Here is a 19,707-nt window from a genome sequence, read left to right as displayed (position 1 = left end):
CGGCATCCAGTGTACTGATATATGGATTCCGGCATTCGCCGGAATGACATATTTATCAGCTTCGCCCTTATCACGCCTCCCTACATCTTCTCGATACGCGCCGCGGACTTCTTGAAGTCCACCTGCCCGGACACCGGGTCCCACACGCGGCTGGTGACACGGTTGGCCAGCCACTTGTTCTTCTCCGGCACCGCGCTGTCCGCTACCGACAGGTTCCAGGGGCCAAACATGTAGCCACGCGGGACGTTGTTACGCGCCGGCTTCACCAGGCTGTTGGTACCCACCTGTGCACGTGCCTCAAGCTGACCGCGTCGCGTAACCACCCGTACCTTGTCGCCATCCTTGATGCCGAGTTCCTTAGCATCCTCGGGATGCATCTCGATATACATTTCCGGCACCAGTCGCCGCGTGGTCGGGCTGCGGTTGGACTTGGCGGTGTGGAAGTGCTCGTACACGACACCGAGACCGAACCAGTAGGGATACTTGTCCTTCGGCACCTTGTCCCATTTGCGGCCACGATACTTCTCGTCCGGCAGATCCGGGGTAAGCCCCTTGTCACGGGCTTCCTTGATCAGATCCATGTGGTCGATAGTGTAGAGGCCTTCCTTCTCGCCAAACTCCATCAGCCTTTTGGTCACCGCCTCACGATCACTGTAGTCCTGGTTGCACAGCCTCATATGCACCTTGCCGTCTTTGGTACGGAAGTAACCATAGGGTTTGTTCTTCCACTGGCCTTCCTGCAGCATGTAACGGCGCTTGGTGCCGCCGTTTTTGGCGATCTCGTAGGTCGGTGCCGGCCACTGGATACCACGCAGCTTCTTGAGCTGTTCATAGGGCGAAACACCGTCGATCTTTTCGACTTCCAGAATGCCGGTCAGGTCGGTATCGGTACCGGCCGAAGCGCGGCACACATCACGGAAGATCTCCTCGGTATCGACAAAGCCGTTCTTGTCGGTTTTCCAGGGGAAAATCTTGTCGCCATCCATACCCAGCAGGTTGGCGATTTCCTTTCCCTTATGCACCACCAGGTCGAGGTCGGGCAGACAGCCCCTGGGCGGCATGGCCGCCTGCTCACAGATATTGATGCGACGCTCGGAACTGATGTATACACCATTGACTTCACCCCAGGTTGCCGCCGGGAAGATCACGTCGGCATACAGGTTGTTGGGGGCGTGGCGGTAACTCTCCTGCACCACATTAAAGGTCTTGCTCAAGGCCGGCCGCACCAGGTTCTCCTGGTCCGGCAAATCGATGTGCGTGGCATAAACCAGGAACATGGCCTTCACATCACCTTTCATGGCGCGCTCCATCATACCCACGGCCATACCGGGGTTCCTGGAATTAAGCGCATTTTTCAGGTTCGTTTCCGGCACATTCCACTGCTTTGCCATCCACAAACGGTGCTTCTCATTGCTGAGCGGCTCATTGAACGGCAGACGTCCGGTCAGACCACCGGTGAAACGTTCGCCCATGGCATTGGGCTGGCCGGTCATGGAGAACGGACCACAGCCCGGCTTGGCCAGGTTACCGGTCAGTGTCAGCAGATTAATGATAGAGATGACATTGTTCTGACCGTGGATATGCTGGTTGTAACCAATGCCCCACATGATAATGACACCACCGTAGCCCTTGCCACTGTGTTTACCCTTGCTGCGCTCCAGCCGCTTGCGGGTCGCGTCGGCAAACATGCCGGCAACCCGGCGAATCAGTTCCGGGGAGACATCGTGGTTCTTGCCACCCATACGGTCCTGAACCTGTTCCGGACTGTAGTTTTTGGTCACGCCATCGACATATTCCTTCCAGCCGGTGGTGTGTTCCTTGAGGAAATCCCAGTCGATAACGTCCTTGTGGTCCTTGAGCAGGACATGCGCAATGGAGTTCAGGAAACTGATATCGCCGTTGAGAATCGGCACGTGTACGGAATTATTCGGATTGATGTCTTCATAACCCATCACCGTACCGGTACGCCGCGGGTCGACCACAACCGTCGGGATATCCGCCTTCTTTTTGTAATCCGCAGCACGCCAGAAGATGATCGGGTGTGATTCACGGGCGTTGTGACCGAAGTGCATGATCATGTCGCACAGTTCGATGTCCTCGTAGGCCAGTGGCGGCGTATCGGAACCGAGGGTGGCAAAATAACCGGTAACCGCCGAGGTCATGCACATGCGTGCATTGGCCTCAATGGTGTTGGAACCCAGCACGCCCTTCATGAACAGGTTTTCCAGGTACTGGCCTTCCATGGTGAGCTGGCCGGAACCGTACAGGGCAATCGAGTTACCGCTGTACTTTTTAGCCAGGTGCGCGATCTTGTGCGCCACCATCTCCGATGCTTCCTTGTAGGGCACGCGGATAAAGTGCTCTTCCTCGAACGAACCCTTGGTTTTGGTCACGTACTCCAGGTCGCCATGCCCGGGTTTTTTCCACTCGGCCCAGACATCCTTGCGCACATAGGGGTCGCCCTCCATGCGATCCACATAGATCGGTTCGGCGGCGGTCAGGCCCTTGATGCACTGCAGGCCATAGTTGGTGGGGTGCTCCTTGTCCGGGCGCATGGAAACAATCTTGCCGTTCTCCACCTGGATGACTGTGCCACAGCCCACGCCACAGTAGGGGCATTGCGCCAGCGCCGTGGTGCGCGTGGCGGTATCGCCAGCTGCTGCGGGTGCTGCCTCAAGCTCCGGGTTTACACCGACAAACAGACTTGATCCCGCTGCCGATCCAGTAATGAAGGTGCTTCCCTTGAGGAAGTTTCTTCGCGTTATCTTGAAACGTTTCATGCCAGTACCTCCTTACTATTTCGACAGGCTGCGCAGGTAGACGATAATATCGTCGATTTCCTGATCAGAAAGATTTGCCAGACCGCTGGCACCCTGGAACCCGAGCATGCGGGTATTGGAACGGCCCTTCTTGATGGTAGTGCGAATAAAACCGTCAGATACCTTGTGCAGGAAGCCGGGCTTGCCGATGGCGGTCCCGGTGCCACCTGCCATGTACCCATCACCCGCCATGCCATGACAGGTCGAGCAGATATTGTCATACCACTGTTTGCCCAGTCGAGGATCACCGTGGGCATCCGGCTGTGCGTCTACTTCGGCAGAGATGTTGGGCTGTTTCTCGTGGGATCGCAGGTAGGCCAAGATGGCCTTGATCGATTCACGACCGAGATGCGAGAACGGCGGCATACCTGTCCCCACCCGGCCATCACGGATGGTACTCATCAAAAACTTGTCTGACGCAATACTCAGAAATTCCGGGTTGGCCAGCGACGGTGCGAAACCAGGCTTGCCAATGGCATCCGGCTGGTGACAGACCGAACAGTTCTGGTTGTAGAGCATCTCGCCCTTTTTAATCAGTGCAGCATCACTCGCTGCGACAGCCTGCCCGGTACTGAAAAGAACCGCCAGTATGCCGCCCAGCAACGGCACAGTGACCTTGTTGTGACTCAGCATCGTTGACCTCCCATGGTATACCTCCCGATTACAATATAATGGCCGTTACAGCCGCGTTAGTCATTCCAGTCATCATCCGGCGGCCGTTGCATGTCGGCGTGACACTGGTAACAGGGGACCTTTTCCTCTTCGAAGCGTGCGTGTTCGATGTCCAGGAATTCTTCGGGGAGCTGGTGCGCGATCCCCTTGTGGCAGTCGATACAGGTCTTGCCTTCCATGTTGGCCCGCCAGTGACGGTCTTCTTCCACCGGCACACCGCGCGGTACCTGCATGGCTTCGAAATCGTGACAATTGCGACACTCGCGTGAATCGGTACGCTTCATACCCTTCCATACGTGCTGTGCCAGCTCGTAGCGTTTGGCAACAAACTTCTCGCGGGTATCGATGGAGCCGTGCACCCAGTGATACAACTCGTTGGTGGCTGCTATCTTGCGCACCACCTTGTGAATCCAGTCGCGCGGTACATGGCAGTCCGGGCAGGTTGCCCGTACCCCGGTGCGATTCCGGTAGTGAATGGTCTTGCGGTATTCCCTGTAGACGTTCTCCCGCATTTCGTGACAGGAAATGCAGAAATCCTCGGTATTGGTCACTTCGAGGGCAGTATTGAAACCACCCCATAACAGGATGCCGAACAGGACGCTTACCAGGATGATGGCGACGGGTGAAGCTGCGACGATTTGTGACAGCCGGTTCTTCCATATCCGTTTACCCATAAGTGGTCGAACACCTTGCTCCGCTGATTTCTCTGTCAGTCAACCTGACGGTGCCTTTCCTGACACGGCACGGCCATTATGGAGTGGTACAGTTTTCACCTTTTTGACATGGATCAACCCTGCGACATATTGACGCATGTCAGCATTGAAGTGTAGTAGCGAAACTGGAAAAGTGAAGTCGACGCGCAGTCAGCACGGTAAATCATCCATCAACATCGGCCATGGCCGATTCAAGCACTTCAGCCGCTTCCAGCCAGTCGGCTTCGGCAACTTCGCAATCACGGTCAATATCTGCCTTTTCCCGCAACAGGGTTTTCAACCGGTCGCGGTTTTCATCGATATAAAGCTCCGGTGAGGCCAACTGCTGCTCCAGTGCGGACTGACGCACATGCAGGGCATCCAGCCGCGCCTCGGCCTTGTCCAGTTTTCTGCGCAAGGGTTGCAGTTGCTTGCGCTGCTCGGCTTCGCGGCGTTTCTGTTCCTTACGCGTACCACGGTTGCTGGACGGATTGTTTTCACGCTCGCTGGCAGGCCGGGGCTGGCGCGCCTGTTCGGCCAGCCAGCCCGGATAATCGTCGAGACCCAGCGGAAACTCGTCCACCGCACCGTCGTGTACACGCAGCAGCTGATCGCAACAGACCCGTAACAGGTGCCGGTCGTGCGACACCAGCACCATGGCGCCCTCAAAATCCTGCAGTGCCGTGGCCAGCGCCTGGCGCATTTCCAGGTCGAGGTGGTTGGTGGGTTCATCCAGTAATAAAAGGTTGGGTCGCCGATAAACCAGTAACGCCAGCGCCAGCCTGGATTTCTCACCACCGGAAAACGGGCCGGTCGGCGCCAGTGCCTGGTCACCGACAAACCCGAAGCCGCCCAGGTAGTCGCGCAGTATCTGTTCGCGTGCCAGCGGATCGAGTTGTTGCAGGTGGTCCAGCGGGCTGTGCCGTGCATCCAGCTGTTCGATCTGGTGCTGGGCAAAGTAGCCGATGTTGAGATCCTGTGCCGGCAGGTATTCACCTGTCTGTGCGGCGAGTTCACCCGCCAGCAATTTGATCAGCGTCGACTTGCCCGCACCATTTGGCCCAAGCAGACCAATGCGGTCACCGGGTGACAGCCCCAGGTTGACATCACGGATAACAGGGGTGTCATCATAGCCGGCCGCCACCCGCTCCAGCCGCAACAAGGGGTCGGGCATTTTATCCGCCGCCGGCAGGGTGAAGTGAAACGGTGAATCCACATGTGCCGGCGCAATCTTCTCCATGCGCTCCAGCGCTTTCAAACGGCTCTGCGCCTGGCGCGCCCTGGTTGCCTTGGCGCGGAAGCGCTCCACATACGCGTGCATATGGGCAATTTCACGCTGCTGTTTGGTGTACTGCGCCTGCTGGCTGGCCAGTTGCTCGGCGCGGTACACCTCGAATGCCGAGTAGTTGCCGGCATACAGCACAATATGCTGCTGTTCGATATGCGCAATGTGATCGGTCACGCTGTCGAGGAAGTCACGGTCGTGGGAAATCAGCAACAGGGTGCCCGAATAGGCGCACAACCAGTTCTCCAGCCAGATCACCGCGTCCAGATCGAGGTGGTTAGTGGGTTCATCGAGCAACAGCAGGTCGGAACGGCACATCAGCGCCTGCGCCAGATTCAGGCGCATGCGCCAGCCGCCGGAGAACTCGCTGGCCGCCCGGTTATCATCCGTGACGGAAAACCCCAGCCCGTGCATCAGGCGTGCTGCCCGACTGCGAGCCTGGTAACCGCCAATCGACTCGAAGCGACCGTGCAGCTCGGCAATCTGCTCACCTTCATCGTTTGCCTCGGCATCCGCCAGCAACCGTTCCAGCTCCCGCAGCTCGCGGTCACCGTCCAGCACATAGTCAATCGCCGGCCGGTCCCCGGCTGGTGCTTCCTGCGCTACGTGGGCGATAACCCAGTGACGCGGCACAGAAAGCTCCCCGGTATCAGCGTGTAAATCGCCCAGTATCAGTGAAAACAGGCTGGATTTTCCGGTTCCGTTGGCGCCGGTCAGGCCAACCCGGTAGCCGGGATGGATCTGCAGGGAGACCTGTTCAAACAAAAGCCGCGGCCCGCGCCGCAGGGAAAGTTCAGTGAATCGCAACATGGGCCGATTGTAACCGATATAATCATTCTCACGCGGGCCAGCCGCACGGACAGGGACGACCAGGACGCAATCAGCAACCATGGCATTATGGAGCCTTACACACAGGACGATCCTGATCGTCGACGATTTCCCGGAGATGCGCTCGACCCTGCGCAGCATGCTCCTGCCGTGGCAGCCGGAACGTATCGATACCGCGCGCAACGGTGACGACGCCATCGCGAAACTCCAGCACAACCGTTACGACATCATTCTCTGCGACTTTAACCTCGGTGAAGGCAAGGACGGCCAGCAGGTACTGGAAGAGGCCCGCTACCGTAATCTGCTGCCGTTCAGCTCCGCTTTTATCATGGTCTCGGCCGAAACCAGTGCGCAGATGGTCATGGGCGCTATGGAAACCCAGCCCGACGGTTACATTTCCAAGCCGGTCACCAGGGTCACCCTGCAGGTCCGGTTGAAAAAATTTGTACAGAAACAGACGGAACTGCGCACCATCACGCAGGCGATGGACCACAAACAATACCCTGCCGCCATCGAACTCATCGACCGCTACCTGGAAGACAACAACAAGTACCGTTTTGAACTCTACAAACTGAAAAGCGACCTGCTGATCCGTGCCGGTGACTACGATCGCGCGGAAAACCTGTGTGAAGCCGTGCTGGCGGGTCGTGAGCTGCCGTGGGCGCGATTCGACCGCGGGCGCATCTGCTTCTTCCGCCAGGACTACACGCGCGCTGCAACACTGTTTGAGCAGATACTCGAATCCAGTCCCGGCTTTATTACCGCCTACGACTGGCTGGCAAAAACCCGCGACCGGCTCGGCGCCACCGACCAGGCGCAGCAGGTCCTGATGGAAGGCGTGGCACGGTCGCCACGCTCACTGCTCCGGCAACGCGCGCTTGCCAGACTGGCCGAACGCAACAACGACCTTGAGATAAACGAGGCGGCCCGACGTAACGCCATACGCATTGGCAAGGGCTCCATCCTCCGTGAACCGGCGGACTATGCCGCGCTTGCGCAGGTCCTGGTGCGCAGGGAATCCACTGCCGAGGCACTACGCATCGCCCAGTCCATCAACCGTGAATTTGAGCACAGTCCACTGGCAAAACTGGAGGCTGCTGCCGTTACCAGCAAGGTCTATGCCGCGCAGGGCAAGGCCAGCGAAAGCATCGGCGCACTGGACGAAGCCCTGTCAATTGCGCAACAGCAACCAGAGCTGGTATCGGCCGATGTGGGCATGTCACTGGCCCGCTCCTGCCTTGAACATGACCGCCACGAGGATGCCGACCGGGTAATTCGCCAGGTGATCTGTAACCACGATGACGATGAATCGATACTGGCGCAAATCACGCAACTGTATGACGAAGCCGGAGCGGGCGACGCGATCAGCCAACTGATCGAAACCACCCGCAAGGAGGTCGTTGCCATCAACAACGAGGGCGTAAAACTGCTGAAAGACGGTGACATCGCGGCCTCGATCGAACTGTTCACACGTGCTGCGCGCGGCATGCCGCGCAACCCGGTGATCAACCTCAACGCGGCCCAGTCGCTGATCCGGCTGATGCGGAACGACGGACCCGACCGTGAAACTCTCGCGCAGGCGCTGGGTTATATCCAGGCAGCCGGTGACAGCGAAATGCACCGTGAACGCCAGAACCGCCTGTTGACCACCTGCCGGGAACTGGCTGCCGGTCTTCCCGTGGAAACCGGCACCGACGCGGAACCTGCCTGATACGGGAACACAACATGCCTGACGACACAGAAAAACCGGATTTCAACATCATCCTCGCCAATTCGGTACACGACATGAAAAACTCCGTTGGCATGCTGCTGGCAGCACTCGATGAAATCGACTCACGCTGCCAGCCTGAACAGTGCGCCTCACGCGAGCAGTTTTCCCAGTTGCGTTATGAAGGCAAACGCCTTAGCTCCAACCTTGTCCAGGTACTGACACTGTACCGCATCAACGAGTCCCGCTACTCACCGAACATCGCCGAAAATGACGCCAGCGATGTACTGGAAGAATGCCTGCTCGATAATGAAGGACTGCTGGCGCTCAAGGGGATCGACATCGATATGCAATGCGAGGAAGACCTGCGGGGGTTTTTCGACCATGACCTGGTCAGTGGATTAATCAGCAGCGTGATCAATAATGCCTACAAATATGCCCACAAACACATACGGATCGGTGCCGCGCATGAAAACGGCTACCTCACCCTGTATGTCGAGGACGACGGCAACGGTTTCCCGCCCTCGATGCTGCATGAGCAGGGCGAAGACACAACCGCTGTCAACTTCAGGTCGGGCAGCACAGGTCTGGGCCTGTATTTTGCCGCCACCATCGCGGCCCTGCACCGGCACAATGACCGGCAGGGCTTTATCACCACCAGCAACGATGGCATCGACGGCGGCGGGCGCTTTACCCTTCACCTGCCCTGAGCCCGGCGGCAGTTCTCGGTAATCACAGGCCGAAGCGGTATACTGAAGCAAATAATCCAGAAACCCCTCCGGAGGAGCGCCACTGCCTATGAATCTTGAAAAAGTCATTTTCGCATTCTTTTCCATCCTGGCGCTGACACTGAACTTCGGTTTCTTCATCGGCGAACTCGATGACCCGATGCACCACAATGCCTACGAGTTGTTTGCAGCGCTGATCGTCAGCCTGATTGCCACCATTATGAAATTCGGCGACCGCGCACACATCGGCGCACTGCTGCTTGCAACCAGCCTGGTGGCCGACCTGCAACTGATCACTGCGGCGCTGGTGTGGGGTTACGCGGTCAACATCAGCGACGCCGGGCTCACACCCATGGCCGTTGCCAGTATCGTTTCCATGTCGGGTGGTGCACTGCTTGCCAACCTGGTATCGGTAACCCTGCTGGTTATCGAGTCGATCACCTTCCGCCGTTAGCCACGCCGATGCAGAAGGTCATCTACCTGTTGTTGCGGCGCATGCGTCTGCCGCTGATTGTACTGATCTCCACCTACGCCATTTCCATTGTCGTCCTGACACTGATCCCCGGCATGGATGACCAGGGCAATCCGTGGCGTATGGACTTCTTCCACGCCATCTACTTTGTCAGCTTTCTCGGCTCCACCATAGGCTTCGGCGAAATCCCCTACCCCTTCACGGATGCACAGCGGCTATGGACCACCATCATTATCTATGCCGCGGTGGTGTCGTGGCTGTATGCCATCGGCTCCATTCTTACCCTGATCCAGGACCAGAGCTTTCGCCGGGTACTGGCACAGTCTGCACTGGCACGCAAGGTAAGGCGGCTACAGGAACCCTTTCATATTATCTGCGGTTATGGAGATGCCGGCAGCTGGCTGGTGCGGGAATTGAACGACCGGGGCATGCAATGTGTGGTAGTCGACATCGAACAGGACAAGATCCACGACCTGGATGTGGAAGACCTTGCCTATTCCGTGCCCGGCCTGCACGCCGACGCCACCGATGCGGATTCACTGCTGACCGCCGGCCTGAAACTGCCCAACTGTATCGGCGTGGTCGGCCTGACCGGCAGTGACAACTGCAACCTCACCATTGCCATCACCTGCAAGCTGCTGGCGCCGGAACTGCCGGTAATCTGCCAGTCAGACTCGGCTGACATGGCAGCCAACATGGCATCATTCGGCACAGACCATATCGTCGACCCGTTTGAAATCTTCGGCATACGCTTTGCCATGATGTTCCACTCACCCAGCATGTACCTGGTATATGAATGGATGACCGGCGTACACAACGCGCCCCTGTCCGATTTCCGCAACCCACCGCACGGCAAATGGATCATGTGCGGTTACGGTCGCTTCGGCAAGGCGGTGCGCAAACATCTCGCAATCGAGGGCGTGGACACACAGATTATCGAGGCCGATATTCACCTGACCGGGTCACCCGAAGGCACCATCGAAGGACGCGGCACGGAAGCCGGCACGCTGCGGCTGGCCGGCGTCGAACGTGTTGACGGTATTATCGCCGGCACCGATAACGACACCAACAACCTGTCCATCCTGATTACCGCCAGTAACCTGAACCCCGACCTGTTCACCGTCATACGCCAGAACCACCGCAGTAACGATGCAATTTTTCAGGCGGCAAGGCCTGACCTGGTGATGCAGCCCGGCACCATCACCGCCCAGTACATTCTCAACCTGATACTGGCTCCGCTGCTGGATGATTTCCTGCGCCTGGCGCATGACCGTGACGACAGCTGGGCCAACATACTGGTCAGCCGTGTAGTCGGCGTGGTGGAAGATGTTGCCCCGGAAACCTGGGCAAGCGAAATCTCTCCACTGGAGACTCCGGCGGTATTCGACTGCCTGATTCGTGGTGAAGAAGTGCGCCTGTCCCACCTCTGCAGTGACCCGCGCGACCGCGAGCTTCCACTGCCTTGCGTACCCTTGCTGATAAAGCGGGACAACGCGTCAGTACTGCTACCAGAGATGAGTGAACCCGTAAATGCCAACGACCGGATACTGTTTTGTGGAAGAGAAGAAGCCCGCTATCACCTGCAACACAACATGCGTGACCACCAGGCGCTGTACTACTCACGCACCGGTGATGACCGGCCCAGCGGCGCCCTGTGGCGCTACCTGACAAGCCACGTCGAACAGAAAGCCAGCCACTGATACTGCAACATGCCAGGACGACAGCCTGCAAAACCCGGTGAACGCACGCTTGTCCTGTTAATCCGGACCCTGGCGCGACTGCCACTGCCCCTGCTGTACATCATTGCCGATACACTGTTCCTGTTGCTCTATTATGTCTTCCGGCTGGAACGCAAACTGATGACTGACAACCTGCAACGCGCCTTCCCCGACATGCCTGCGCAGCAACGCGAGCGCATCGCCGCAAAATCCTGCCGCAACGCCCTGCACGTCCTGTTCGAGACCCTCCACGCACAACGCATGCCGGAAAAATCACTGCGCCAACGCGTACAGTTCGACAACCCGGCGTTGCTCGACAGGCTGCTCGACCGACACGGCAGGGTACTCGCCGTTGCCGCCCACCAAGGCAACTGGGAATGGCTGGAAATGGCCAGCTCAATCAGCATGTCCGCGCCACTGGCAACCCTGTACAAACCGCTCAACCACCCCGGCATCGAGAAGATGCTCAATGAAACACGTGAACGTTTCGGCGGGCAAATGATTTCAGCACAACGCGCACTGCCCCGCCTGGTGCGTTTCACGCGCGAACGCAGCATCGTCGCCGTACTCGCCGACCAGGGTCCGCAACCACACGAGGAAAAACACTGGGCGACCTTTCTCAACCAGGATACAGCCTTCTACCCTGGCGTTGAAAAACTGGCGCGGATGCTGGATATGCCGCTGGTTTTTACCCATGTTACCCGGACAAGGCGCGGCCATTACCGGGTGCGTTTCGAATTACTGGGGGAACCCCCCTGGTCTGCAGCGGAAGGTGAACTGATGGAGCGCTACATCCGCGCTGTCGAACAGCAGGTGATTGAGCATCCCGAAGACTGGCTGTGGATGTACAAGCGCTGGAAATACCGGAAGCGCGCACCGGAAACCGGTGCGCAGGAGCAACTCAACCGCTAAAACCGCAACGCTTGTGGCTGGCATCGCAAAACGGCTTCTTCGCCGACTCGCCACAGCGACACAACGCCGCCTTGTTGCGTGTGGTACTGCAACTGCCATCCGCACTCACAATGGTCACAGGCCCTTTCGCAATCAGCATGGCATTTTCACGCACCGAAATGACCAGCGGCCCGTCACCTTCCAATGGCTCGGGCCTGTCATCGGTAAAACAACCGTCATTACTGAAACCTGCATCGCGGTGCGCACCATCGCAGAACGGCTTGTTGCGTGAATGCCCGCAACGGCACAATGCCACATCGTCGGTTTTTTCCAGCAGCTTTCCGTCCGTATCCCGCACTTCGATATCGCCGGTGCACAACAGCGGGCCGTTGCCCCGTACCTTGATTACATTCCCCATCGTGTTGTTCTCCCTGCAAACTGTCCTGATACAATCACGCGTATCCTACACCCGGCAAAATGACAATTCATTAGGGCTTGCTTTCGGACGGGTACGTTAGCGATCATAGCGCATGGCTGCGATGACCCCCAACCCGCCCGATGCCCTGCTGCTGCTCACCAGCCGCTGCCCGCATTGTCCGGCTGTCCTGCAGGGACTGTCGCAACTGCTCAAGTCCGGCAAAATCGGCCGCCTGGAGGCCGTGAATATCGAAGCCCACCCGGAGACCGCTGAACAGTACGGCGTGCGCAGTGTGCCGTGGATACGCATCGGTGACTTTGAACTGGAAGGTTTGCACACGCCGGCAGAGCTTGAAGCATGGGCGCAACGCGCCAGTTCCACGGGCGGACTTGCCGAAGGTTTCGCCGCGCTGTTAAAAGCTGGACAACTGGGCAAGGTCATCGACGCCATTCAGAAAAAACCGCAATACCTCGATGCCCTGTTGCAGCTGGCGGGTGAGCAGGGCACGGACCTGACAGTACGTATCGGCATCAGTGCCGTACTGGAAGATCTGCAAGGCAGTGCGTTACTCCAGAAAGCATTGCCAGCACTGCTTGAACTCAGTCAGCACAACGACCCGGGCATACGTGCCGATGCTGCACATTTCCTGATGCTTAGCGGCCTGCCGCAAGCCGCCGAACGTCTACAGGCCATGACGCAGGACAGTGAAGCTTCTGTGCGGGAAGTTGCAGTGGATGAACTGGAGGAACTGCATGAATCCCCTGGCGCTGAAGGCCCGTAACCGGCGCTACTCCCCGCCTTCCCCTTCCAGCACCTCTGTCATCTGTTGCGGTGTAACCGGCAGGACCAGTGTGCAATGTAACGGAAACAGCGCGGCAAGCTTCTCCACGTATTGCCGCTCGGCCTTTTCCACCAGTACGATGACGCGTGTGCCAGGTGAATAGCGGCGCAGACTCGCCAGCAGGGTGTCAAGGTTGCTGACATTAACACCGGCATAGTTGTTGGCGTAACCGTAATTGAACTCGGCGACCAGAAAGGCCGGCTTTGACTTTTTCAGCTGGCCAATGGCCTTGCGCTGCGAATTGAGTTTTATCTCGTCAAAACCCAGTCGCCGGTACAGCGCCGAGAAATTCGGATGCGCGGGCGATTCAACAACGGAAAGGATCAGCGGCTTTGCCACAATGTTCTCTCAGCCGTCCTGACCATCGACCCGTGGTTGCGTGAGTATCGGCAAGTAACGCAGCGTAAGCCAGGTAAAAGCCGCAATCCACAGGCTCTGCGACAGGGTCACCCACAGACGGTATTGCGTGACTTCGATCATTGGCAATGCAACACGCACCAGCGCTGCCGCCACCAGCAGCAGCAAGACCGGCATAACAGCGGACGGCGGCTCACTAATGTCGCGCCCGGTATGCCCCAGTGCAACTCGCGACATCATCCCCACCGTCATCAGACCGATACCACCGACAGCGAACGCGTGTAATGCAAGGTATGGAGAAAGATTGAAAGCGTACACCGCAGCCTTCAACGCAAAACCGGCAATGATGGCGGCATAGGCAAGATACAGTGACCACAGCAGCGGTTTTTTCCAGATGCCGGGCGTGTACCAGCCAACCAGCCGCACCCCGTGCAGCACCAGCAGTGTAATAGCCAGCAGGCTGACCGGAAGGCTGTCCGGGCGAAAGATATCTACCAGCCAGAACGCGACAAACAACACCACGCTGCTGATATCCAGCCACTTGCGGTTGGTCAGCTGTACGGCATAACCCACGCCACGTTCGATAAAGAACGGCAACACGCGGCGGCTCAGCATCAGAATCAATGCCAGCACCAGGTACAGGCCGGAATACAAACCCATCACGATACCGGACTCCACGATACCGCCCGCACCAAGATAGAAAAGCAGGTTACTGCCCGCCATCACTGCCACCTTCAACAGGATGGGAGTCTGCGCCCGCCCCCTGCTGCGTATCACCGGAATTGCGATGGCGATCAGAAAACCGGTATTGAACAACAGATCGAATAGCGCGGCGTAATAGAGTAGCGATGCACCACCCAGCGCCAGCAACAAGCGCGCCAGCAACCAGCACAACAGCAACAGGAAGAGTGGCGTGCCCCGTATTGTGTCCACCCCGGTCCAGTTACGCACTGCGGTAAGCAAAAACCCGGCAATGACCGCCATGCTGTAGCCGAATATCATTTCGTGGCCGTGCCAGGCCATGCCGGACAGCCCCACCAGCGGCAAGCGGATATATTCCCCGAACACCGCCAGCCACACCAGCATGGCGATTGCGCCAAAGGCCAGCGCCGACAGAAAGAACGGCCGGAACCCCAGCCGTAACCAGGCCGCACCTTGCGGCGTATTGTCATTAATCTGAAGCATCGGATCTTCCCGGGAACTGCATGGACCAACGTTTACGAATGTTCATACAACAAGCCGGGATTGTAACACTGAACCCGCAGGAATAAGTCCGTGGATTATTTTGAACAAGTCCGTCGCTTGCTCTAGACTGATAGCATCAGCGAACAGGGAGAACAGCATGAAATTTCTCACAGCATCAACAGGGCTTTATCGACTACCGGTCTTTTTGCTGTTCCTGCAAATGGTCCTGCCAGACCCTGCCGATGCCATGCCAGTGTTCACCCGCAAGTACAACATGAGTTGTGTGGCCTGCCATGCGGCCTACCCACGACTCAATGCCTTTGGCGAACACTTTCGCGACAGCAATATGAAACTGCCAAACTGGCGTGAAGATACCGTAAAGACCGGCGATGAACGTCTTGCCCTGCCGTCTTCAGCGCCCTTTGCCATCCGCGCCCAGGCTTACGTACAGGCCCGTGAAGGCAAGTCCATCGACCCGGTCAGTGGAGATACCGACCAGGCGAGCAGTGACTTCCAGTCACCCTACCTGATCAAGCTGTTATCCAGCGCGCCCCTGAGCGAACACCTCAGCTATTATTTTTACGGCATCTTTGCCGAGAAAGGCGGTAACGGTGAAACCATTATCGAAGATGCCTGGTTCAGGCACGACAACCTGTTCGATACCGGTGTTGCCATGATGCTGGGGCAGTTCCAGATATCCGACCTGATGTTTGCGCGTGAGACTCGTCTGTCGTTCCAGGACTTCATGGTTTATCGCATGGCGGGCATCACCTATGACCGTGGCGTACTGTTCGATCGTGGCTTTGGTAACTTCGATATCGGGCTGGGCGTGGTGAACGGAAACGGTATCGAGCAGAATTTCAATATCAATAGCCCCGGCTACCGGCGTCCCGACAAGATGTTCGACAACAACAGCGACAAGAGCGTCTTTGCACGTATCAGCACCGACATCGGGCCGGCCTCGGTTGGCCTGTTCGGACTGTCGGGTGAGCAGGCCAATGCTACCGGTCCCGCCGGCCTCGACGCCGGGAACCGGGACACCGACAAACGGATCGTGGGAATCGACCTTTCCGGTGACATTGCGGCAAAGAGCTACTGGTTTGCCCAGTTCCTGTGGAGCAACTGGGACGGTTTCCTGGATCAGAACAAGGATTACAACTGGTGGGGCGGGTTCATTGGCGTCGATCACGTAATGAATGACAACTGGACCTTCTCGGCCCTGTACAACTTTGCCGATGCCGATGATCTCGCTGACACCGATACGATTTACGAAGGCATCGACATCAACAGCCTGTCGCTGACGGCTTCTTATTATTTCATGCGCAATGTAAAAGGTATCGCCGAGGTCAACATCGACTTTCTTGGCGAGGACTCCCGCAACGGCACCTATTTCACCGGGCACCTGACGAAGGAAGACTATATTCTGTTTGGATTTGATGCGGCGTTCTAGTTCAACCAGCGCACCAGGTAATAGATCTGCTGACTCTCGGATGAAGTCGATGGCCCGGCTACGACCGCGGCATGGCGCTTGCGCGCCGGGTCCGAAGCCTGGAGAGCGGCTTCCTCCGAGTCCACCTGCTGGACACAGGAGGCCGGCACGCGTTTTTTCTTTTTCGGTGCATAGACGACGGCGAAAATTTCCTTCACCACCCCGCGACCGCGATCGCCCATCAAACCATATATTGAAACACCCATGAATACCTGCTTGCCCCGATGAATTCTGTCTATAAGGTACCCCGCCAGGGCACACCCTACAACGCGCTTTCCAGGTCGCCGGTTTTATGACAAAGCCCTCCACCGGGAGGATACCGGGATCTCAACCCCCCATATATAAGCGTTGTGTTATACACAGCAAAATATGCGCACTGAAAATTTCAGCATCAAATGCTCCTGACCTTCCGTTTCACCTAAATTAGATGACACAACCCATTGTTTATAATAAATTATTACAAACTGGTTACTTTTTGATCGATTTAACACACAAACTACAATATAGGCAGGAAAACGTAATATCCCATGACTACTCCACAGACTTATCCACAGAATTTGTGGATAACTCAGCGTGGATTTTCCGCCGGGAATATGGCGCCTCAGACCGGGAGGCGTCAGCCCTCTGACCGGGACTTGACGCGTTCCTGCACAACCACCCAGGGCGCCACAACCGCCGCCCAGAGTTCCGGGTCCCGCTCACTCCAGTCACGCGCCACTGCATCCGGCAGGTAGCGTACCTGCCCCGATGTCAGCCACTCTTCCACCGTTTCCCGGTCATCGTTGGCGAAACAGGTTGCCACCTCCACAAGGTCCAGCGCCTGGCCAGCCTGAAGCACCGCGCCACGGGCAAAATGTCGCTCCAGCTCCTTCCAGCTGACGCGTGCCGTTTCCTGTAGCAGGTCTGCCTTGCTGTAACGCGGGGTATCTTGCGTCATGATTTCTCACTCAAACAGTGTTCGAATCCGGTAGGCCAGCCCGTTGCAGCGGCGGCGCGGATTCAGTTCGGGTATTTCTGCCAGCTGCTCACGCAACTGGCGCGTTGTCGCAGGCCGGCGCAGAAAGGCGCCAACGTTATTGTAATTCTGGCGGGTGGTCAGGCTGAAGCCCGACACAAAGCGGTTACGGCAGGAGGACTGGGCAACATAGGCGGAAACATCCAGTTCCAGCCGTGAGGCGAAGTTACTGACAATCATACCTTCGCCACTCAGCATGGCGACCAGCGAACGCACCCAGTGGCTATCGGCAAAGATGGCACGTTGCGGCTCACCGTCTGTTTCACCAAACAGATCGTCAATAATCAGATCGAAAGCCGGCCCGTGGTACTGGCACACCCATTCAATGGCATCGGCTTCGATCAACCGCACATCGTCACCTTGCACACCAAAGAAGCGCTCGGCGACCGACAGGTGTACCGGGTTGAGTTCGACACCCACAATCTGTTGCGGCTGCACAAAGCGGCGCAGGTTTTGTATCACCGCACCGCCGCCGACACCCAGCACCAGAATGCGCCGCAGTTCACGGGGCGGGTAAAAGAATGCCGGCAGCAGCAACAAATCCCACACACTGCCGGTCACTGGACGCGCCGGGTTATACTGGCTGTGAAACACACCGTTGGTATACAGCCGCAGGGTACGACCGGCGCTGCGTACCTGGTAGTCCACACCGTCGACCTGCTTCTGCCATACGAGACTCATAGATAGACAGTCTACCCTGCAATAAAAAACCCCGGCGCTCGCAAAGAGGCGTCGGGGTTCAACCCTTCGGGAAACCCGGGATCAGTTGTTCTGGATCACGATCTGCGGGAACTTGGCCGCGTGATCCTTCGTCTTCTGCGACAGCTTGGCCGCCGTGCGACGTGCGATGTCACGGTAGATCTGCGCAATACGACCTTCAGGATCGGCAACCACCGACGGACGACCACTGTCGACTTCCTCGCGGATCTTCCTGTCGAGCGGCAGGGCGCCGAGGAAATCGACATCGTACTGCTCGGACATACGCTCACCGCCGCCTTCGCCGAAGATGTGTTCTTCGTGACCGCACTCGCTGCAGATGTGGATACTCATGTTCTCGATAATACCCAGCACCGGCACCTCGACCTTCTCGAACATCTTGAGACCCTTGCGGGCATCCAGCAGGGCGATGTCCTGCGGCGTGGTCACGATAACTGCACCACTGACCGGCACCTGCTGGGCCAGCGTCAGCTGAACATCACCGGTGCCCGGCGGCAGGTCGATCACCAGGTAATCGAGGTTGCTCCAGTTGGTGTCATTGAGCAGCTGCTGCAGCGCCTGGGTGACCATCGGGCCGCGCCAGATCATCGGCGTTTCTTCATCGACCAGGAAACCGATGGACATGACCTGAAGGTGGTAACTCATCATCGGTTCCAGTGTCTGGCCGTCTTTGGAATCCGGCTGACCACTGATACCGAGCATGCGTGGCTGGCTGGGTCCGTAAATATCCGCGTCCAGCACACCGACCGAGGCGCCATCGGCTGACAACGCCAGCGCCAGGTTGGTCGCGGTGGTGGACTTGCCCACGCCGCCCTTGCCGGAAGCCACAGCGATGATGTTCTTGATGCTGCCGATGGTCTTCACACCTTTCTGTACCGAATGGGCCTGAATGGCGGAATTGATATTGACACGGGCCTGCGCCACGTCGTCCAGTGATTCGATCATTTCCTTCAGTTTCGCAGCCAGTTCGTCCTTGTAGCCGCCAGCAGGGAAACCCAGAACCACATCGACGACCACCTGATCGCCTTCGATCATGATGTTGCGAACGGTTTTGGCGGACACCAGATCTGTTTCCAGATAGGGATCGATATATTCCTTCAGTTTGCTTTCAACTTGCTGTTGGGTAACCTCAGCCATGGTGCTGTTCCTCTAGATCTCGAATAACCGGCCGTCCGGCCTTGAAAATCCTGAAAATTTGAAGCGGCGATTGTACACAGTTCAGGGCCGCCGGTCTTCATCCCGGTTTGTACGGTTTAGCCCTGCCTCAACCTCGAACATCTGGCATAATGCCCCGCTATCTATCGATTCACACAGGAATAATATGTCTACCGCGCCACGCAAGATCCTGGTCACCAGCGCCCTGCCCTACGCCAATGGCTCCATCCACCTCGGCCACCTGGTGGAGTATATCCAGACCGATATCTGGGTGCGCTTTCAGAAAACGTGTGGCCACGTGTGCTATTACGTGTGTGCGGACGATGCCCACGGCACACCGATCATGCTGCGCGCGCAACAGGAAGGCATTACGCCGGAAGCCCTGATCGAGAGGATGAACATCGAGCACCAGGCGGATTTTGCGGCGTTTCACATCGCCTTCGATAACTATTACAGCACCCACTCACCGGAAAACCGGGAATTCGCCGAGCAGATTTACCTGCGCCTGCGCGACGCCGGCCACATCGACAAACGTACCATCACGCAGTACTACGACCCGGAAAAGGAAATGTTCCTGCCGGATCGCTTTATCAAGGGCACCTGCCCGAAGTGTGGTGCAGAGGAGCAGTACGGCGACAACTGTGAAGTCTGTGGCGCGACCTATGACGCCAGTGAACTGAAAAATCCGCGCTCGGTGCTCAGTGGTGCCACGCCGGT

Annotated in this window: 19 protein-coding genes; 8 read left to right on the top strand and 11 right to left on the bottom strand. The window is 57.6% G+C overall.

All coding sequences use genetic code 11. The features are described from left to right. Nucleotides 1-80: 80 nt before the first annotated feature. The 4 genes from ACW81B_RS00635 to ACW81B_RS00620 all read right to left on the bottom strand — a co-directional run bounded on the left by ACW81B_RS00635 (nt 81) and on the right by ACW81B_RS00620 (nt 6,278). Complete coding sequence (locus ACW81B_RS00635; protein ID WP_491578258.1) at nt 81-2,780, bottom strand: molybdopterin oxidoreductase family protein; 2,700 nt, start codon at nt 2,778-2,780, stop codon at nt 81-83. 15 nt (nt 2,781-2,795) lie between these two features. Beyond that, entirely contained in the window at nt 2,796-3,452 is a 657-nt protein-coding gene (locus tag ACW81B_RS00630; RefSeq protein WP_491578257.1) for a c-type cytochrome, read from the bottom strand. Nucleotides 3,453-3,508: 56 nt separating this feature from the next. Then, a complete protein-coding gene (locus ACW81B_RS00625; RefSeq protein ID WP_491578256.1) occupies nt 3,509-4,165 on the bottom strand; it encodes a NapC/NirT family cytochrome c in 657 nt (218 codons plus the stop codon). A 202-nt stretch (nt 4,166-4,367) separates the two neighbouring features. Further along, on the bottom strand, nt 4,368-6,278 hold the full coding sequence (locus tag ACW81B_RS00620) for an ATP-binding cassette domain-containing protein (protein WP_491578255.1): 1,911 nt from the start codon (nt 6,276-6,278) through the stop codon (nt 4,368-4,370). Nucleotides 6,279-6,357: 79 nt separating this feature from the next. On the opposite strand from ACW81B_RS00620, the gene ACW81B_RS00615 reads away from it, so the two are divergent. The 5 genes from ACW81B_RS00615 (at nt 6,358) to ACW81B_RS00595 (ending at nt 11,834) form a co-directional block, all read left to right on the top strand. After that, nucleotides 6,358-8,007, top strand: coding sequence for a response regulator (locus tag ACW81B_RS00615; RefSeq protein ID WP_491578254.1), 1,650 nt, complete (start codon nt 6,358-6,360; stop codon nt 8,005-8,007). Between the two features lie 14 nt (nt 8,008-8,021). Beyond that, a complete protein-coding gene (locus tag ACW81B_RS00610; RefSeq protein WP_491578253.1) occupies nt 8,022-8,714 on the top strand; it encodes a sensor histidine kinase in 693 nt (230 codons plus the stop codon). An 88-nt stretch (nt 8,715-8,802) separates the two neighbouring features. Further along, on the top strand, nt 8,803-9,186 hold the full coding sequence (locus ACW81B_RS00605; protein WP_491578252.1) for a DUF6394 family protein: 384 nt from the start codon (nt 8,803-8,805) through the stop codon (nt 9,184-9,186). Between the two features lie 8 nt (nt 9,187-9,194). Then, a complete protein-coding gene (locus tag ACW81B_RS00600) occupies nt 9,195-10,904 on the top strand; it encodes a potassium channel family protein (RefSeq protein WP_491578251.1) in 1,710 nt (569 codons plus the stop codon). Between the two features lie 9 nt (nt 10,905-10,913). Further along, nucleotides 10,914-11,834: a lysophospholipid acyltransferase family protein gene (locus ACW81B_RS00595; protein WP_491578250.1), complete on the top strand. Its 921-nt coding sequence runs from the start codon at nt 10,914-10,916 to the stop codon at nt 11,832-11,834. Here the strand turns inward: ACW81B_RS00595 and ACW81B_RS00590 are convergent. Beyond that, entirely contained in the window at nt 11,824-12,231 is a 408-nt protein-coding gene (locus ACW81B_RS00590; RefSeq protein WP_491578249.1) for a CDGSH iron-sulfur domain-containing protein, read from the bottom strand. The two genes, ACW81B_RS00595 and ACW81B_RS00590, sit on opposite strands and share 11 nt — an antisense overlap. Nucleotides 12,232-12,343: 112 nt before the next feature. On the opposite strand from ACW81B_RS00590, the gene ACW81B_RS00585 reads away from it, so the two are divergent. Continuing rightward, nucleotides 12,344-13,012: a HEAT repeat domain-containing protein gene (locus ACW81B_RS00585; RefSeq protein WP_491578248.1), complete on the top strand. Its 669-nt coding sequence runs from the start codon at nt 12,344-12,346 to the stop codon at nt 13,010-13,012. A 6-nt stretch (nt 13,013-13,018) separates the two neighbouring features. Here ACW81B_RS00585 and ACW81B_RS00580 read toward each other — a convergent pair whose 3' ends face one another. Both ACW81B_RS00580 and ACW81B_RS00575 read right to left on the bottom strand, forming a co-directional pair. Continuing rightward, the gene (locus ACW81B_RS00580) at nt 13,019-13,411 is read right to left on the bottom strand and encodes a hypothetical protein (RefSeq protein ID WP_491578247.1); all 393 of its coding nucleotides are present in this window, start codon (nt 13,409-13,411) and stop codon (nt 13,019-13,021) included. Between the two features lie 9 nt (nt 13,412-13,420). After that, nucleotides 13,421-14,614 (bottom strand): NnrS family protein, encoded by a 1,194-nt coding sequence (locus ACW81B_RS00575; protein ID WP_491578246.1) that lies wholly within the window; start codon nt 14,612-14,614, stop codon nt 13,421-13,423. 157 nt (nt 14,615-14,771) lie between these two features. Between ACW81B_RS00575 and ACW81B_RS00570 the strand changes: the two genes are divergently transcribed. Next, a complete protein-coding gene (locus ACW81B_RS00570) occupies nt 14,772-16,064 on the top strand; it encodes a hypothetical protein (RefSeq protein WP_491578245.1) in 1,293 nt (430 codons plus the stop codon). Here ACW81B_RS00570 and ACW81B_RS00565 read toward each other — a convergent pair. The 4 genes from ACW81B_RS00565 to apbC all read right to left on the bottom strand — a co-directional run bounded on the left by ACW81B_RS00565 (nt 16,061) and on the right by apbC (nt 18,972). Continuing rightward, nucleotides 16,061-16,309, bottom strand: coding sequence for a hypothetical protein (locus ACW81B_RS00565; protein ID WP_491578244.1), 249 nt, complete (start codon nt 16,307-16,309; stop codon nt 16,061-16,063). The two genes, ACW81B_RS00570 and ACW81B_RS00565, sit on opposite strands and share 4 nt — an antisense overlap. 410 nt (nt 16,310-16,719) lie before the next feature. Continuing rightward, nucleotides 16,720-17,040 (bottom strand): DUF2288 domain-containing protein, encoded by a 321-nt coding sequence (locus ACW81B_RS00560; protein ID WP_491578243.1) that lies wholly within the window; start codon nt 17,038-17,040, stop codon nt 16,720-16,722. 6 nt (nt 17,041-17,046) lie between these two features. Next, nucleotides 17,047-17,799 (bottom strand): spermine/spermidine synthase domain-containing protein, encoded by a 753-nt coding sequence (locus ACW81B_RS00555; RefSeq protein ID WP_491578242.1) that lies wholly within the window; start codon nt 17,797-17,799, stop codon nt 17,047-17,049. A gap of 81 nt (nt 17,800-17,880) precedes the next feature. Beyond that, complete coding sequence (gene apbC / locus ACW81B_RS00550) at nt 17,881-18,972, bottom strand: iron-sulfur cluster carrier protein ApbC (protein ID WP_491578241.1); 1,092 nt, start codon at nt 18,970-18,972, stop codon at nt 17,881-17,883. Nucleotides 18,973-19,156: 184 nt separating this feature from the next. On the opposite strand from apbC, the gene ACW81B_RS00545 reads away from it, so the two are divergent. Beyond that, on the top strand, nt 19,157-19,707 hold a 551-nt coding region (locus tag ACW81B_RS00545), incomplete at its 3' end, for a class I tRNA ligase family protein (RefSeq protein ID WP_491578240.1).

This window comes from Thiogranum sp. (genome assembly GCF_058323355.1).
This window is presented reverse-complemented; position numbering and strand designations above follow the sequence as displayed.

Excerpts from the sequence above, each read along its gene's own strand:
- ACW81B_RS00625 (WP_491578256.1), bottom strand. The coding sequence starts at position 4,165 with ATGGGTAAACGGATATGGAAGAACCGGCTGTCACAAATCGTCGCAGCT.
- ACW81B_RS00630 (WP_491578257.1), bottom strand. The coding sequence starts at position 3,452 with ATGCTGAGTCACAACAAGGTCACTGTGCCGTTGCTGGGCGGCATACTG.
- ACW81B_RS00620 (WP_491578255.1), bottom strand. The coding sequence starts at position 6,278 with ATGTTGCGATTCACTGAACTTTCCCTGCGGCGCGGGCCGCGGCTTTTG.
- ACW81B_RS00560 (WP_491578243.1), bottom strand. The coding sequence starts at position 17,040 with ATGACGCAAGATACCCCGCGTTACAGCAAGGCAGACCTGCTACAGGAA.
- ACW81B_RS00635 (WP_491578258.1), bottom strand. The coding sequence starts at position 2,780 with ATGAAACGTTTCAAGATAACGCGAAGAAACTTCCTCAAGGGAAGCACC.
- ACW81B_RS00615 (WP_491578254.1), top strand. The coding sequence starts at position 6,358 with ATGGCATTATGGAGCCTTACACACAGGACGATCCTGATCGTCGACGAT.
- ACW81B_RS00600 (WP_491578251.1), top strand. The coding sequence starts at position 9,195 with ATGCAGAAGGTCATCTACCTGTTGTTGCGGCGCATGCGTCTGCCGCTG.
- ACW81B_RS00570 (WP_491578245.1), top strand. The coding sequence starts at position 14,772 with ATGAAATTTCTCACAGCATCAACAGGGCTTTATCGACTACCGGTCTTT.
- ACW81B_RS00595 (WP_491578250.1), top strand. The coding sequence starts at position 10,914 with ATGCCAGGACGACAGCCTGCAAAACCCGGTGAACGCACGCTTGTCCTG.
- ACW81B_RS00585 (WP_491578248.1), top strand. The coding sequence starts at position 12,344 with ATGGCTGCGATGACCCCCAACCCGCCCGATGCCCTGCTGCTGCTCACC.
- ACW81B_RS00605 (WP_491578252.1), top strand. The coding sequence starts at position 8,803 with ATGAATCTTGAAAAAGTCATTTTCGCATTCTTTTCCATCCTGGCGCTG.
- apbC (WP_491578241.1), bottom strand. The coding sequence starts at position 18,972 with ATGGCTGAGGTTACCCAACAGCAAGTTGAAAGCAAACTGAAGGAATAT.
- ACW81B_RS00590 (WP_491578249.1), bottom strand. The coding sequence starts at position 12,231 with ATGGGGAATGTAATCAAGGTACGGGGCAACGGCCCGCTGTTGTGCACC.
- ACW81B_RS00575 (WP_491578246.1), bottom strand. The coding sequence starts at position 14,614 with ATGCTTCAGATTAATGACAATACGCCGCAAGGTGCGGCCTGGTTACGG.
- ACW81B_RS00610 (WP_491578253.1), top strand. The coding sequence starts at position 8,022 with ATGCCTGACGACACAGAAAAACCGGATTTCAACATCATCCTCGCCAAT.
- ACW81B_RS00565 (WP_491578244.1), bottom strand. The coding sequence starts at position 16,309 with ATGGGTGTTTCAATATATGGTTTGATGGGCGATCGCGGTCGCGGGGTG.
- ACW81B_RS00555 (WP_491578242.1), bottom strand. The coding sequence starts at position 17,799 with ATGAGTCTCGTATGGCAGAAGCAGGTCGACGGTGTGGACTACCAGGTA.